This is a genomic window from Pseudomonas congelans, from assembly GCF_900103225.1.
GTDB lineage: Bacteria > Pseudomonadota > Gammaproteobacteria > Pseudomonadales > Pseudomonadaceae > Aquipseudomonas > Aquipseudomonas congelans.
Genome location: NZ_FNJH01000001.1, coordinates 61992 through 75506, shown reverse-complemented (window position 1 = coordinate 75506; position 13515 = coordinate 61992). Strand labels below are relative to the sequence as shown.

15 protein-coding genes and 1 pseudogene are annotated in these 13515 nt (G+C 53.0%); 12 read left to right on the top strand and 4 right to left on the bottom strand.

The annotated features are described in order from the left end of the window. Window positions 1-272 precede the first annotated feature (272 nt). From BLR20_RS00400 to BLR20_RS00375, 5 genes and pseudogenes are all read left to right on the top strand, one after another. Complete coding sequence (locus BLR20_RS00400; protein WP_054993712.1) at window positions 273-629, top strand: hypothetical protein; 357 nt, start codon at window positions 273-275, stop codon at window positions 627-629. Between the two features lie 96 nt (window positions 630-725). Continuing rightward, window positions 726-1250, top strand: coding sequence for a hypothetical protein (locus BLR20_RS00395; RefSeq protein ID WP_054993713.1), 525 nt, complete (start codon window positions 726-728; stop codon window positions 1248-1250). Between the two features lie 608 nt (window positions 1251-1858). Continuing rightward, a pseudogene (locus BLR20_RS00385) lies at window positions 1859-3289 on the top strand (IS1182 family transposase). Between the two features lie 414 nt (window positions 3290-3703). Further along, complete coding sequence (locus BLR20_RS00380; protein WP_202907617.1) at window positions 3704-4903, top strand: AAA family ATPase; 1200 nt, start codon at window positions 3704-3706, stop codon at window positions 4901-4903. Beyond that, window positions 4903-5646: an HNH endonuclease gene (locus tag BLR20_RS00375; RefSeq protein ID WP_054993715.1), complete on the top strand. Its 744-nt coding sequence runs from the start codon at window positions 4903-4905 to the stop codon at window positions 5644-5646. The genes BLR20_RS00380 and BLR20_RS00375 overlap by 1 nt, the downstream gene beginning before the upstream one ends. A 918-nt stretch (window positions 5647-6564) precedes the next feature. Here BLR20_RS00375 and BLR20_RS00365 read toward each other — a convergent pair. After that, window positions 6565-6822, bottom strand: a complete 258-nt coding sequence (locus BLR20_RS00365; protein WP_054993716.1) for a DUF1652 domain-containing protein — start codon at window positions 6820-6822, stop codon at window positions 6565-6567. 213 nt (window positions 6823-7035) lie between these two features. Here BLR20_RS00365 and BLR20_RS00360 point away from each other — a divergent pair, with 213 nt between their 5' ends. From BLR20_RS00360 to BLR20_RS00350, 3 genes are all read left to right on the top strand, one after another. Then, window positions 7036-7539 carry a cupin domain-containing protein gene (locus BLR20_RS00360; RefSeq protein WP_054993717.1) on the top strand — a complete coding sequence of 168 codons (504 nt, stop codon included), beginning with the start codon at window positions 7036-7038 and terminating at the stop codon, window positions 7537-7539. Between the two features lie 261 nt (window positions 7540-7800). Further along, complete coding sequence (locus tag BLR20_RS00355; protein WP_032611408.1) at window positions 7801-8331, top strand: hypothetical protein; 531 nt, start codon at window positions 7801-7803, stop codon at window positions 8329-8331. Window positions 8332-8386: 55 nt separating this feature from the next. Next, window positions 8387-8767 (top strand): c-type cytochrome, encoded by a 381-nt coding sequence (locus BLR20_RS00350; RefSeq protein ID WP_010427057.1) that lies wholly within the window; start codon window positions 8387-8389, stop codon window positions 8765-8767. 66 nt (window positions 8768-8833) lie between these two features. Here BLR20_RS00350 and BLR20_RS00345 read toward each other — a convergent pair whose 3' ends face one another. Continuing rightward, complete coding sequence (locus BLR20_RS00345; RefSeq protein ID WP_032611406.1) at window positions 8834-9004, bottom strand: DUF6021 family protein; 171 nt, start codon at window positions 9002-9004, stop codon at window positions 8834-8836. Window positions 9005-9160: 156 nt separating this feature from the next. Here BLR20_RS00345 and BLR20_RS00340 point away from each other — a divergent pair, with 156 nt between their 5' ends. Beyond that, window positions 9161-9580 carry a DUF4124 domain-containing protein gene (locus BLR20_RS00340; protein ID WP_054993718.1) on the top strand — a complete coding sequence of 140 codons (420 nt, stop codon included), beginning with the start codon at window positions 9161-9163 and terminating at the stop codon, window positions 9578-9580. Between the two features lies 1 nt (window position 9581). On the opposite strand, the gene BLR20_RS00335 is transcribed toward BLR20_RS00340, so the two are convergent. Next, on the bottom strand, window positions 9582-9911 hold the full coding sequence (locus BLR20_RS00335; RefSeq protein WP_010427062.1) for an EthD family reductase: 330 nt from the start codon (window positions 9909-9911) through the stop codon (window positions 9582-9584). A 152-nt stretch (window positions 9912-10063) separates the two neighbouring features. On the opposite strand from BLR20_RS00335, the gene BLR20_RS00330 reads away from it, so the two are divergent. From BLR20_RS00330 to BLR20_RS00320, 3 genes are all read left to right on the top strand, one after another. Next, window positions 10064-10357 carry a DUF6388 family protein gene (locus tag BLR20_RS00330; RefSeq protein ID WP_003396701.1) on the top strand — a complete coding sequence of 98 codons (294 nt, stop codon included), beginning with the start codon at window positions 10064-10066 and terminating at the stop codon, window positions 10355-10357. Between the two features lie 126 nt (window positions 10358-10483). Beyond that, complete coding sequence (locus BLR20_RS00325; protein WP_004410220.1) at window positions 10484-11173, top strand: crotonase/enoyl-CoA hydratase family protein; 690 nt, start codon at window positions 10484-10486, stop codon at window positions 11171-11173. A 123-nt stretch (window positions 11174-11296) separates the two neighbouring features. Beyond that, a complete protein-coding gene (locus tag BLR20_RS00320) occupies window positions 11297-12268 on the top strand; it encodes a magnesium and cobalt transport protein CorA (protein ID WP_032611400.1) in 972 nt (323 codons plus the stop codon). Between the two features lie 63 nt (window positions 12269-12331). Here the strand turns inward: BLR20_RS00320 and BLR20_RS00315 are convergent, their stop codons facing one another. Further along, window positions 12332-13060 (bottom strand): amidotransferase, encoded by a 729-nt coding sequence (locus BLR20_RS00315; RefSeq protein WP_054993719.1) that lies wholly within the window; start codon window positions 13058-13060, stop codon window positions 12332-12334. Between the last annotated feature and the right edge of the window lie 455 nt (window positions 13061-13515).

The following is a 13515-nucleotide window of genomic DNA, read 5'->3' as shown; positions in this document are numbered from 1 at the left end:
TGATGGATGAACATATCTCTTTTGCACGTTGCTACGTGAAATCCGACTCCCGAACCTTCCGCGCAAAACTCAGATTTCAATCTCAGGCGCGTACTTTTCTGCCGTGGACTTCGAATCCGACTTTTTCAACAGAATCGGTCGATTGCTGCCATTCGCGACTGCTCTCGCCCTTACGCAAGGACCTGCAAGCCAATGGCTAGTCGACAACATCCACATCCCCCTTCTCGAGGGTATGATGAGTCACACGCACGAGATGGGGTACAGGAAAACGTATGAGCTACGACATCATCATCTTAAAGCCGATTGGGCCTGGCACTGATGATTTGGCAAACGTCGATGAGGTGCTGGAAATCGGGGATGAAGCATCGGTCCTAAGGTCTCTGGCGCAGGTGTTGCCGGGGTGTGTTCAAGGGGTATTCGCCAAGGATGAGTCGTTCACAGTTGAAGGAAGCCTTTCAGGAAAGCCGGTGACGTCCATCCATTTATCACTCCGGTTCGGAACGTGTTGGTACGACTCATCCTTCAACGTCTTTCTGGCGCTTCTGTCAGAACTTTGCGACTCCCTTCAGACGCACGCATTTTCGGTATCTGACAACAAACTGATCACTGCGCCAGCGATTAGGCGTTGATTCACACGAATGCCCGCTTTGGCTGTTTTCAGCCAGGGGCAGACGCTGTTCTGCTTGTGAAGAATCCGATACCCGCCTGACCCAACGAGACCTGATATGGCTAGCCGATACATCTTTACCTCTGACAGGGCGATTCAGGATCTTCACACCGCACGCCTACTGGTGGGTAGACGACTGATCGCGCTTACACATGACCAGTACTACTTCAACGAAGAGAAGTGTCTGGGAAATGTAGGCTCCATTGAGTGGCATAGTGACGGCCACCCCACAATTGCCATGTACCTGTTGAGTGACGGTGAAAGCGTAGGGGCTGATCTGTTGCCCATAACGACACCCCTGCCGCTCGATCTCAAGCCCGAAGCGACCTGCTGTTGGAAGAGGGAAAATCTTCTGGCAGCCCTGTCAATATCCCACTTTGAACGCGACACGGTTTGCGAAGTAGAAGGCGTTCTGGACTCCCTCTACGATCAGGCTCCTCGGCAGGTCGGGTTTAGAATCACTTTCGAGTCCGGCAATTACCTGGTTTTTCTGAACCAGGGTGACGATGCTGTGATGCTGGTCAACGCGCCTCCACCTGCATGTCCTGAAATTGAAACTCGCTTTGTTACCTGCATTGAATGACCGCTTTCGGCCCAGAGTGTGTAAAAACGCCAAGGGGTTCACTTTTAGGTTCTTCACCTGCCGGAAATCTATAAGCCTCGTGTCCCCGCACTCATACCGTATTGACGTTAGCAACTGCGCCGATAGTGCCTCCGGAAACAGATACGATGTAGTCGGCCGCTCTTTGGCAGAGGGTGGCGTGCGATGAACGGATTACGAGGGTAAGAGGCATGAGCGAGAGCGGGTCAATGTCGATACGTTCTCCTGATGTGCCGCGAAGCGACAATGTCAGTTCCGTCCATTGGTGATCATCTGAACCTGCGCAGTCACCGTCAGAGTCAACATCACATCCGGTTCCCCATAGATGTTCAGCAATGCAATAAAAGGCCGGCAATGGTCTTTCTGGCGTGATTTGAATGGAATAGCAAGTAGACATGATTTGTTGGCCGCGCCTATTTGTCAGGAGGAGAAAGGGTATCTCGGAGCCTGAGGCTGAGCAATCAGAGTCGCTGCCCCCGGACCTTCTATATATAGGCATCCATTGGTGTATGCGATTGCCCCGGCGTATGTAGAAACGACTCCGTGATCCCTTGCTATGATTGCTGAGGATTTTATCGCGGGGATTGCCTATGAAGCGCTTTATCCAAGGTGAACACCGAGGCCAAGGCACCTTACTTCCCGAAAGCCTCGACCACTACGTCAGCGATACCAATCCGGTACGAGTAGTTGACGTTTTCGTCGACGAACTCAACTTGGTAAATCTAGGTTTTGAGGGTGCCATTCCAGCCGATACTGGACGGCCGGCTTACCACCCCGCGATCCTGCTAAAGATCTACATCTACGGCTATCTCAACCGCATTCAGTCGAGCCGGCGGCTGGAACGAGAAGCTCAACGCAACGTCGAGCTGATTTGGTTGACCGGGCGTTTGATGCCGGATTTCAAGACCATCGCCAACTTCCGAAAAGACAACAGCAAGGCTATCCGAGGCGTCTGTCGCCAGTTCGTAGTGCTATGTCAGCAGTTGGGATTATTCGGTGAAAATCTGGTTGCCATTGATGGCAGCAAGTTTAAAGCCGTCAACAACCGCGACCGAAATTTCACCAGCGCTAAACTGAAGCGGCGCATGGAAGAAATCGAATCGAGCATCAACCGTTACCTAACGGCACTTGATACTGCGGATCGGCAAGAACCCACATCCTCTGGAGCCAAGACGGTGCGGCTGGAAGAGAAAATCGCCAAGCTCAAAGTGCAAATGAAGGAGCTTCAGGCGATTGAAATACGGCTCAACGACTCACCGGATAAACAGGTGTCACTGACCGATCCAGATGCGCGTTCAATGATGACGCGAGGTACAGGAATCGTTGGCTACAACGTGCAAACAGGAGTCGATGCTCAGCACCATTTGATCGTTGCTCATGAGGTGACCAATGTCGGTTCCGACCGTGATCAGCTCAGTTCAATAGCCAAGCAGGCGCGCGAGGCCATGGCATAAGATTCGCTTTCGGTGGTGGCCGACCGAGGCTATTTCAAAGGTGAGGAAATCCTGGCTTGTCACAACGCTGATATCACCGCGTATGTGCCCAAGCCAATGACCTCTGGAGCCAAAGCTGATGGGCGTTTTAACAACGATGCCTTTATCTATGACGCGGCGAACAATCACTATGTATGTCCAGCTGGAGAAACGCTGATATGGCGTTTCTCCAGCGTCGAGGAAGGCATGAAGCTGCATCGTTATTGGAGTTCAAAGTGTCAAGGCTGCGCCTTGAAAACACAGTGCACACCGAGCAAGCAACGCCGTATTCGGCGCTGGGAGCATGAGGCGATATTGGAAGAGATGCAGGTCCGGCTGAGCAACGCGCCGGACATGATGCGAGTCCGAAAGCGCACAGTTGAGCATCCCTTCGGGACGCTCAAACAGTGGATGGGTGCCACGCATTTTTTGACGCGAAGGCTGGAAGGCGTCAGTGCAGAAATGAGCTTGAACGTGCTCGCCTACAACATGAAGCGAGTTATGAAAATCCTTGGCACCAGCAGCTTAATGAAGGCGTTGTCAGCCTGAAATGGTTGGCTTTGTTGCCCACCTGGCATCGTAGGGGCTTTATTGAAGCCTCAAAGACCCGAGTGACGACCCGCAGGGCTTACCGCGAGCGACTACATAGCAAAAACCGTCGATGCTACGTGCCGACATTGCACTGGCCCGTTTTTACACACTCTGGGCCATAAGCAGCCCGTCGTAAACGACTACAATCAACCCTGGCACGCTCTGGATCTTTATACAACCGGAGGTTTAAATGAAAAAATCGTATCGTTGGCATGCCTACAACTACATGCGAGGCTTAGCGTACTTCATCCCCCCAACAAGGAAAGGATGTCTGCAGGCAAACGGAAATCAACGTGTCAGATGTAAGTACCACCCTCGACATAGTATTGTGCGAGCTGGATTCCAAATATGTAGGCCGTAAAAATTGTTACCGTGTCTGATTTTGCCAAACCTAAGGAGAAAAAATTGAAAATTGAGCAGATTCTAATCAAGGACGTTGGGGGGCTTCATAGCCTATCTCTGACGCTCAACCCAAGGATGAATATTTTATGCGGACCTAATGGAATAGGGAAAACAACTATATTAGAGTGTATAGCCCATTGCTTTTCGAACGGCGAAACTCTAATCCTACGTCGAAATGTGTTGGCGACGAGCAGCGAAATAGCGGCATCACTTTCCCATAAAGGTATCGTCACTCCAGTAAATATGACATTTACACAGTATGAGCCCGGCCAAGGTGCAAGCATAAGTGGAGATACTGTTAATTCGGGGTATTTGCTCTCACTTAAAACAACTAGAACATTTGCTTACACACCCCTGCAATCTATAACCAAGGACATAGAAAAACCTATATATACAATTTGGCAAGACAGCAGATCTGGAGTGAGCGTGCATGATATAAAGAATTGGTTTGTACACCGATATCTATATTCCGCTCACCGAGAAGCATTAACTGATGCTCAGATGGATAATTTTGAGTTGGCGAAGAAATGTTTTTCGGCGTTGAACCCAGAGTTCTCATTCAGCAAAGTTGTTGCTTCCTCTAATGAGATTCTCGTTAACTCTCCAAGCGGACCAATATATTATGAGTATCTCTCCTCCGGATTTAAGTCGTGCCTAGCGATCTTCTTTGGCATAATAAAAGAAATTGAATTTCGATTCACTGACGTACGAGCAGTAGAGTTTGAAGGTATTGTGCTAATTGACGAGGTTGAGCTTCATCTTCACCCCGAATGGCAAAATAAGATAGCTGGATTACTTTCTGAAATCTTCCCAATGGTGCAGTTCGTAGTAACGACCCACAGCCCCCATGTTATACAATCTGCCGATCGAGACCAGATATTGGCTCTTGAAGTTCGCGACGGTCAAGTCGGTTCCCGAAAGCTTCCATTGTCTGAATACGGATTTAAGGGGTGGACTGTGGATGAAGTTCTCACCGACGTCATGGGCATGACTGATACTCGAACGCAGCTCTTCAATAAGCTAATGAATGAGTTCACATCAGCAATCGATCAAGAAAATCAAAAAGTCGCTAAAGTCGCATTCGAGAAGTTAGACAACTCGCTTCACCCTTTGAGTCACTTGCGAAAACTACTTAAGCTGCAAATGGCTTCATTAGGAGGGGGTGAGTGATGATAAAACTAGAGCGAAGTTTTCACCCGACATGCCTGAACCCTACTGAGACAGCACGACTAACAGAAATCTTTAAAGAGAAACACACCTCGGTCTGGAACTTTAACGACTTGAAGTCTGCATTGCTTAAAACCAGCTTTGGGAAGTGTGCATATTGCGAGTGCGATCTAACTAAAGAAAGCAAGTATATGGAGGTGGAACATTTTCGAGACAAGGACACATATCCGGATGATGTAATGAATTGGCAAAATCTGTTACCAGCCTGCAAAAGATGTAATGGCAAAAAAAGTGGGCACAACGTAATGAAAGCACCAATCATAAATCCATATGAAACTGATCCTCGCGACCACCTTCAGTTTCGTCTATATAGGCTCCGTGCCAAGACCGATATTGGACTAGAAACAATCGATACGGTGGATCTAAATAACTCTGGCCGCACTGTTATGGTCCGCTTCGAGATTGGCGAGCAACTCCATGAAACCTTACTAAAGGCCCGAGAGCGACTTGATAGTTACAAGTCAAAGCTATCGACTAAAACCAAGAATTTGTTAGTTGGCACTATTAAGAGTATTCTTAAAGAGTGTCAGTGTTTCTCCGAGTATGCTGCTACAACTGCGACAATTTTGCATTCTGATGCAGAGTATGCCTACCTGAAAAATGAATTGTTTCTTTTAGGGTTTTGGGATCAGGAGCTTTTGGATTTGGATGAGGCTTCGATTTCGCTCAAACTAGAAATTGGCTAACGAACACATAATAAAAACTCCCGAATACTTTTAGTCTCGTCTAGTACGCCTATCGTTTTCTAGGAGGTGCCCGCCTCAAAGCGGGCATAAATTTTCATAACCCCACAGTTGATAAAACCCAACTGACACAACCTCACCAATATATCATGCCCACACTCTCAAATCCGATCTAGTGCAGGTGGGCCTGAGTTAATAACCACCAAAGTTCTCAACGCGACTAGACTGCAACTCTACTATTTGGGGTTGAACGCTGCGCCTCATAAGATTGCAATTTCAAGAGACCTGCACTGACCGCTTCTGGCCGATAGCGGTCAGTCGCCACCGGCAGATTCAAACCCAAGCGGAGACGCCTGCGACCCGACGCAATCAGTCGACCTTACACGGTGATGTAAAACATGTCAGCCCTCGCCAACCAGCCTCCGGCGAAGAAAGCCGCACAAGCCTTCTCTAAATCCATGCGGGTGAGCTTTTCGAATCCTCCCAGCGTAGCTCACTAAACGGCAACGCCTGTGCGGCTGTACGAACCGAGGTAAAAGGTGGGACATGACTTGCTGGTGCCGTGATTGCAGTTTCCATCATTTTTGAGGATCCATGCGCAGATGCGACTCCTGTCATCGGGCGCCGGTGGTTGTGCATCATATTGGGTATTAAACCGCGAGCACCATGGCTCTCGTTATGAAAGGGAATCAACCTCAGGCCCGACTCAAGGCCCGTTTCTCGGGAAAGCATCGAGTCATTGTCTTGGTGATGAACTAGCAAGGGTAGACGCACCTGGAGCGCACCACGCCATTGACGATTACTTGAGCCCCCCTCCTTCACCGCCATATCGATAAAACGCAAAGCCCCTGAACTCTGAAAGGAATTCAGGGGCTTTGCGAATGCGATCAAATAACCGCAATCAACACACGAGCCCAGCCCTTAAGCCATGCGCCTCAGGGACAAGTTCATCTGCCCCATCAGGTCTCGCTGTTCTCTCAGGGAGAGCACCAGCCGTGCGATGGATCTGCTGCTCTCTACCTCGGACAGGGACAGCGCCGTTACGTAGAGCTGGATATCACCTGACTCGGGGTGGAGAAGCTTTACCGAGAAGGTTTCATTTGGCGCTACGACGCACTCGCACTTTGAAGGTAGAAAAGCTGTTTCAAGAACTCGCTGAATATCGGGTTTTGAAAACATGGTGCGTCCTCTGGAAGGGGCCGAAGCGTGATGTAAAGTGTAGACGAGTTTCAGGCGAATAGGTTTCCGAGCGGCGCAACGAATGCACGCGGGGCCGGGGCTTTTTGTGGCGACTGCCTGGGACTGTTTTGCCTGATCAAGGCAACTGCCTGCAACACCTTACGCTCTCTGGTCTAAAGTACCCTCTCCTGAACTCCCCGAGCGTCGAACGATATGAATGAACGCGCACGTGAACTGGCGTCTCGTCTGATTCGCAATTTAAACGAGGCTCCCCTCGCACATGAAGTTCGTGAACCGCTGTATGAAAGCTCTGCGGCCCGCCTGGGCACAGGCACGGCGGCGCAAAAGCTGGGGGCCTCGATTGATGTCGTGGCGCCGGGCAAGCGCTCCTGCCCTTATCATTTTCATCATGTGCAGGAAGAGATGTTCGTGATCATCGAGGGCGAAGGGAGTTTGCGTGTTGCGGGCGAGATGCTGCCGATCAGAACGGGTGACATCGTGTTTATCCCCGCGGGTGCCGATTACCCGCACCAGATAATCAATACTTCACAGGCGCCGCTGAAATACCTCTCGATCAGCACCCGGGAAACACCCGAAGTGTGCGAGTACCCGGACTCGGGCAAGTACCAGGCCATGGTTTCAGTTCAAGGGACCCGAGTGTTCACCGCCAACCAGCGGACCACGGAAAATCTCGATTACTGGGACGGCGAGCCGTGATTTGAATTGTTTATAAATTGTATCCGGCAGTTCACGCTTTTTTCACGTTCGCGGGTTTATTGTTAACTCAATTCCCAGCAAGACCTTAAGCCCGCTACCCCCCATCGCGGGCTTTTCTTTGTCTGCGATTTGAGCATGCAGCGTCTGGCATGGGTCAAGAGACATCAGGGACACGACTGCTCCAGCAAGCGTCGGGCAGACAGGGAACATCATGCAGAAACCGATTTCCAAGCCCTACCTCCCGGATGAAACCCTTCAATCATGAAAAACACCCTGAAAAAACTGCTCCTCGCCGCTGCGTGTCTGGCGGCGGCTCCCGCGTTCGCTGCATGTCAGATGGCGCCGGTGGCGTACGACATGCCTTCGCAGCGTCTGGACGAGGCATTACAGCAACTGGCCCATCGCTCCGGCTGCCCGGTGAAGGTCGACCTGGGCGCGGATAGCAGCAGAAAGGTCAAGAAGTTCAAGGGCACGTTCACCCCGGATCAGGCGTTGTGGCTGGTCTTGAAAAAAACCGGGCTGGAAGGCTATCTCGAAAATGACGGGCTCACGGTTGACCGTCGAGGCCAGGATTTTGTGAACCAACGAGCAACAGAGCTACGCACGGCTATCGATGAGGCAGGCACGCGGATGGAGGCCAGAAAGAAGAAGCGCTTCCTTCATCAACTGGACACCATCGAAGCCGGAGCGAAGAAACTGGTTCTTGAACAGAGCTTCGTCAGTGCAGCCGAGATGGCGAGTTACAAGCGTGACTTCGACGAACTGTCGAGCCAGATACCGACCAGCAAGTGAACCGCCGATAATTGCGTTAAAATTTGCCACTTTTAAGCGGAAGGCCAAACGCGCTGTGGATTATCGATTAAAAAAGACCGCATTACTCCTGCTGGCACTGGCCCTGCCCCCGATTGCTCAGGGCGCGGGTGATGCAGAGGCCGGGAAAGCCGTGTTCACCCGCCTCTGCTCCGGCTGCCACAAGATCGGCCCCTCTGCACGCAGCGCATTTGGCCCGCCCCTCAACGGCATCATTGGTCGTCAGGCGGGACAACAGGAAGGCTACGTGTACACCGATGCGATGAAGAACTCGGGGCTGGTCTGGACACGTGAAGCGTTGCGCACTTATATCAAGGACCCGAGCGAAGTTGTCCCCGGCACCCGCATGAAGCTGTGGTGGATGGGCAACGATGAGCGAATGGAAGATCTGCTGGAATACCTCGATGCCAACAAGTAGTACGAGGGGGTAAAGCGAGGTTCGGATATAAATCGCCCCCGTTAATCAACGAGGGCAATCTGTCGGTTACTTGTCCGGCGTGTAAGGCGGGTAATCATCCTTACTGCCTTTCTCGGTGGCCGGAGTCTTCGCCGGCTCGGTAGGGTCGATCTGCGGGTCTTTGGTGTTCGGCGATTTCTCGTCGAAGCCCGGATCATTCTTGTTTTCGTTGCTGCTGCCTGGCTGGGTGCCGGTCATATGCGCCTCCGTTTTTGAATTCAGGACCTGATATTCAGAGAGCCTCTGGCCACAGCCGTGCGATGTGTCTGACGAACGGGCCTGGCAGAGGGATATGGCAGCGGTAAAGAGCAAGTGGTAGCCTTGCGCCATGCTCGCGTCCTGCAGGGATACACAATGAAAAGGCTTTCAATAACGCTGTCGGTGTTCGCTTTGCTGGGCAGCGGCGCAGCATACGGCGAGATCTTCAAATGCACATCACCGCAAGGCAAGGTGAGTTATGCATCGATCCCGTGTGATGAAAGCGCGCAAAGCGCACTGCAACGCCAGGGTCCGTCCTACATACGGCGTGAAGACGAGCCGCTGGACTACGTTCATCAGACCAACCTCAAGGCTACCGAATACCTCAAGGTCGGCGGTCGCACTCGAGTGCAGGTGATCGAGACCGAGCGCTACAAGGCCTTCCAGAGAAACCGCCCGCCTCCCCCGAACATCCCCTCGCAGTGCCAAAGCCCGCGTTACGACAGTCAGTGTTTCGATCCGTCGGGGGGAATGTCCTCGAAAAAACAGGCGGTCTTTCGGGATATCGCTCGATGACTTATAGAGCGGTTTTCACGTCGGCGCGCACTTCACTGATCTGAATTTCGGGGATCAGGTCGGTGTAGTTGACGATATCGGCATTGATCTGCTTTGAATGCGGCCCCATGCCAGCTTCAAAGTCTTCAATGGAATCACAGTAAATGTGGCACATGCCTATATATGCGGGGTCGGAGCCTGGGGTTGCTCCACCTATGCCTCGGTCCACGCTGTAGCCCTTGCAGTACTTGCCCATCAGTTCCTGCACCAGCGGCATGTGTCTGTCACGATAGTAATCGTGGTCGAAACGGGCACCCTCTTCATACGCATACAGCACGCTCACTTTGATCATAACGACAGGTTCCTCTTCAAATGATCGATAAATTCGTGCGGACAACCGCTTGCAAGTGCTGACACCAAAGGCCACCTCCCTCACAATCACGCTGTCTTGCCAGACTATTCATAGAGACAGCCTGGCTATCGAAACGTTTGAGGCAAAACCACATGAATACACTTGAGTGGAACGAGGCCGCGCTGGCGAAATACCTCGCGACCCATCCGACCCTGAAGGATGAAATCAGCGCTTTGAGCCCCAAGGAGCAACAGCAGCAAGTGCAATGGGCATTCGAAGACGAGGCCGAGAGCCAGGGTATCGAGACCTGGGAACTGGCACTGGAATTGATTGCCGAGTCGCCCGAACAGTTGCAGAGCATGCGCCTTGAAGCACACCGCCAGGTCGCCGAAGCGCTGGGGATGGACTGGGAAGAATATTGCGGGTTCAACGATATCCAGCCATGACATCAACCGCCGCCCGGCGATAAATCAGCCATTGATCGGTACGCCATTCAGTGACCCGGCAGTCAGCGCTTTACCTGTTCCTTATGGATGAGTAACGTTTGCTCACTTCAATAAAGGAATCACGTCATGAGTGATCTGGTCTCGTACCATCTGGACGACGGCGTCGCCACGCTGACCCTGAACAACGGCAAGGTCAATGCCATTTCCCCGGACGTGATCGTTGCGTTCAACGCCGCACTGGACCAGGCCGAAAAGGACCGGGCCATCGTTATTCTCACCGGCCAGCCGGGCATTCTGTCGGGCGGCTACGACCTCAAGGTCATGACCTCCAGCGCCGAGGCCGCGATCGAGCTGGTCGCACAAGGCTCGACGCTGGCACGGCGCATGCTGTCGCACCCCTTCCCGATCATCGTCGCCTGCCCCGGCCATGCGGTTGCCAAGGGCGCCTTTCTGCTGTTGTCCGCCGATTATCGAATCGGTGTCGCCGGGCCGTTCAGTATCGGCCTGAACGAAGTGCAGATCGGCATGACCATGCACCACGCCGGTATCGAACTGGCGCGCGACCGCCTGCGCAAATCGGCTTTCAATCGCTCGGTGATCAACGCCGAGATGTTCGACCCTGAAGCAGCGATGGCCGCCGGGTTCCTCGATCGGGTGGTCAGCGTCGAGGAGCTGCAGAGCACCGCGCTGGCCGTCGCCGGGCAGTTGAAGAAGATCAATATGAGCGCGCACAAGAAGACCAAGCTCAAGGTCAGAAAGGCCTTGCTCGACACGCTGGAGGCAGCGATCGAACAGGATCGGCAGCACATGCTCTGATCCTCAACCAAAGCCCGTATCAACGGGCTTTCGTTTATCGGCGAACTCATACGCGTTTGATCAATCTGATCAGCGACCGCGCATGTTTTTGCGCCACTGACAAATTGAAGAAGCGATAGCGCCATGGGCCGAGTTGTTGCAGCAGCGGTGTACAGCAAGGGTAAAAAAGTCCGTGATATCACCCTCGATGAGGGCGCTGCCTGGGCAGCCAAGCCCGATCATTTCGTCTGGATAGGACTGGAGCAGCCCACCAACGCGGAGCTGACCAGCCTCAAGGAGCAGTTCAACCTGCATGAGCTGGCCCTTGAAGACGCGCTGGAGGTTCATAGCCGTCCGAAGCTGGAAACCTTTGGCGATGCGCTGTTCATCGTGACGTACGCCCCCGTGCGCGACAACGGCAAGCTGCTGTTCATCGAAACCCATATCTTCGCCGGCAAGGGCTATATCATCACCTCGCGCAACGGTCACTCCAAGTCCTACGGACTGGTGCGTCAGCGCTGCGAGGCCAGACCACTGCTGCTGGAGCACGGCGAAGACTTCGTGCTCTACGCGCTTCTGGACTTCGTGACCGAGAACTATCAGCCGGTGACCGAAGCCATTCACGCCGAGCTCGAGCAACTGGAGCAGAGTGTCATCGGTGGTTCGTTGCGCGAGTCCGATATCCAGCACATTCACGCCCTGCGCCGCGACCTGTTACGCATGCGCCGCTACGTGGCACCAATGGTGGAAGTGGGCGAAGAGTTGCAGAGACTCAGTTTTCCGTTCATCGACAAGAACATGCGTCCCTACTTTCGCGATGTCGAAATTCACGTCAAGCGCCAGATGGAAGACCTGGGCAACCTGTGTGACATCGCCAGCCAGACCATCGAAATCGGCCTGCTGCTGGAGTCTTCGCGGCAAAGCATCGTGCAACGCAAGTTTGCCGGATGGGCAGCGATTCTGGCGTTCCCGACGGCCATTGCCGGCATCTACGGCATGAATTTCGAGAACATGCCCGAACTCAAGTGGGAACACGGCTACTTCATCGTACTGGGTGTCATTCTGGGCGGGTGTACGGCGCTGTTCGCCAGCTTCAAACGCTCCGGCTGGCTATAACTCCGTCAGCCCATTCCCATTCAAACAGTCCGGCGAGCGCATGACGATGAGCCATGCGCCAGGTCAGACGGACTGGTTATCCGGTTTGTGTGCCACAAAGCGCATCATCCACTCCGCCACCGTCGCGCCATGATGGTCGTGGTCCAGGCTCGCGACACCCTGCTTGTAAATCTGCTCGCCCAGCGCTTCCTGACGAAGGTCGAGCAAGGTGCGGGAAAAGTCATGGATGAACTCGGGATGCCCCTGGAAACACAGCACCTGATCATTGATATGGTAGGCGGCAAACGGGCAGAACTCGCTGGACGCAATCACCGTAGCGTTCTCGGGCAGCGCAGTGACCTGATCCTGATGACTGATCAACAGCGTGAGCTTGTCCATCGCCGGCGTCATCCACGGCCTGGCGGAAGCCAGTTGGTAATGGTGAATCCCGACGCCCCAGCCCTGCACGGCACGCTCGGTTTTGCCGCCCAGCAGCAAGGCCAGCAACTGGTGACCGAAGCAGATACCCAACAGTTTTTCGCCGCGCTGATACAGCTCCAGCAGATAGACCTTCAGGGTCTGAATCCACGGGTCGGTGCCAAATGAGTCGGCCTTGCTGCCAGTCACCAGGTAAGCATCGAACTGCTCGTCTGCAGGTGGGTAGTCCCCTTGCACCACGTTGTAGACCGTCAGCTCTGCGGCGAGGGGCTGACGAGCGAAGAGTAATTCGAACATCCGCCCATACCCATGATATTGCTCGACCAGTTCAGGTCGCAGATTGTCGGTTTCCAGAATACAGATGCGTAAAGACATAAAAGAGACCCTGAAGCGGTAATGAGGCAGTAGCGCACCGGCAGAGCCTGCCTTGAAGACCTTGGCAAATCAAGCAGCACTCCGGCCTGTTTCAGACGTTTATTCGGTGTAGGAAAAATCTGCCCCGGACGAACGGTGCAACGCTGATGGTCACTGACGAAGCGTCTAGAAAAGGCCTGTGCATTCAGTGCCACTCCCGTTAATAGCGTTCAAGTCTAGATAAACAGTTTTAGATTCCCAACAGTTCTAAACTACAGGGCGCCTCGGCTCTATGGTTATATCTGTAACAGGAAATGCGCAAAATCCTTTCAGCGCTCGGGCCAGCGGTCGAATGACCGGGCTCACCTGTTCAATGCGCAACCTTGCCAGCAGTCGATTATCTGTCTTGCAGATCGGGCCTGCTTTTGTCGCTCAGGAATAACAACAAAAGGCGGTCAGCCATGTTCAAGTTCAAG

Coding starts and splice junctions, on each gene's coding strand:
- BLR20_RS00400 (WP_054993712.1), top strand. CDS start 273: ATGAGCTACGACATCATCATCTTAAAGCCGATTGGGCCTGGCACTGAT.
- BLR20_RS00395 (WP_054993713.1), top strand. CDS start 726: ATGGCTAGCCGATACATCTTTACCTCTGACAGGGCGATTCAGGATCTT.
- BLR20_RS00375 (WP_054993715.1), top strand. CDS start 4,903: ATGATAAAACTAGAGCGAAGTTTTCACCCGACATGCCTGAACCCTACT.
- BLR20_RS00365 (WP_054993716.1), bottom strand. CDS start 6,822: ATGTTTTCAAAACCCGATATTCAGCGAGTTCTTGAAACAGCTTTTCTA.
- BLR20_RS00360 (WP_054993717.1), top strand. CDS start 7,036: ATGAATGAACGCGCACGTGAACTGGCGTCTCGTCTGATTCGCAATTTA.
- BLR20_RS00355 (WP_032611408.1), top strand. CDS start 7,801: ATGAAAAACACCCTGAAAAAACTGCTCCTCGCCGCTGCGTGTCTGGCG.
- BLR20_RS00345 (WP_032611406.1), bottom strand. CDS start 9,004: ATGACCGGCACCCAGCCAGGCAGCAGCAACGAAAACAAGAATGATCCG.
- BLR20_RS00340 (WP_054993718.1), top strand. CDS start 9,161: ATGAAAAGGCTTTCAATAACGCTGTCGGTGTTCGCTTTGCTGGGCAGC.
- BLR20_RS00335 (WP_010427062.1), bottom strand. CDS start 9,911: ATGATCAAAGTGAGCGTGCTGTATGCGTATGAAGAGGGTGCCCGTTTC.
- BLR20_RS00330 (WP_003396701.1), top strand. CDS start 10,064: ATGAATACACTTGAGTGGAACGAGGCCGCGCTGGCGAAATACCTCGCG.
- BLR20_RS00325 (WP_004410220.1), top strand. CDS start 10,484: ATGAGTGATCTGGTCTCGTACCATCTGGACGACGGCGTCGCCACGCTG.
- BLR20_RS00320 (WP_032611400.1), top strand. CDS start 11,297: ATGGGCCGAGTTGTTGCAGCAGCGGTGTACAGCAAGGGTAAAAAAGTC.
- BLR20_RS00315 (WP_054993719.1), bottom strand. CDS start 13,060: ATGTCTTTACGCATCTGTATTCTGGAAACCGACAATCTGCGACCTGAA.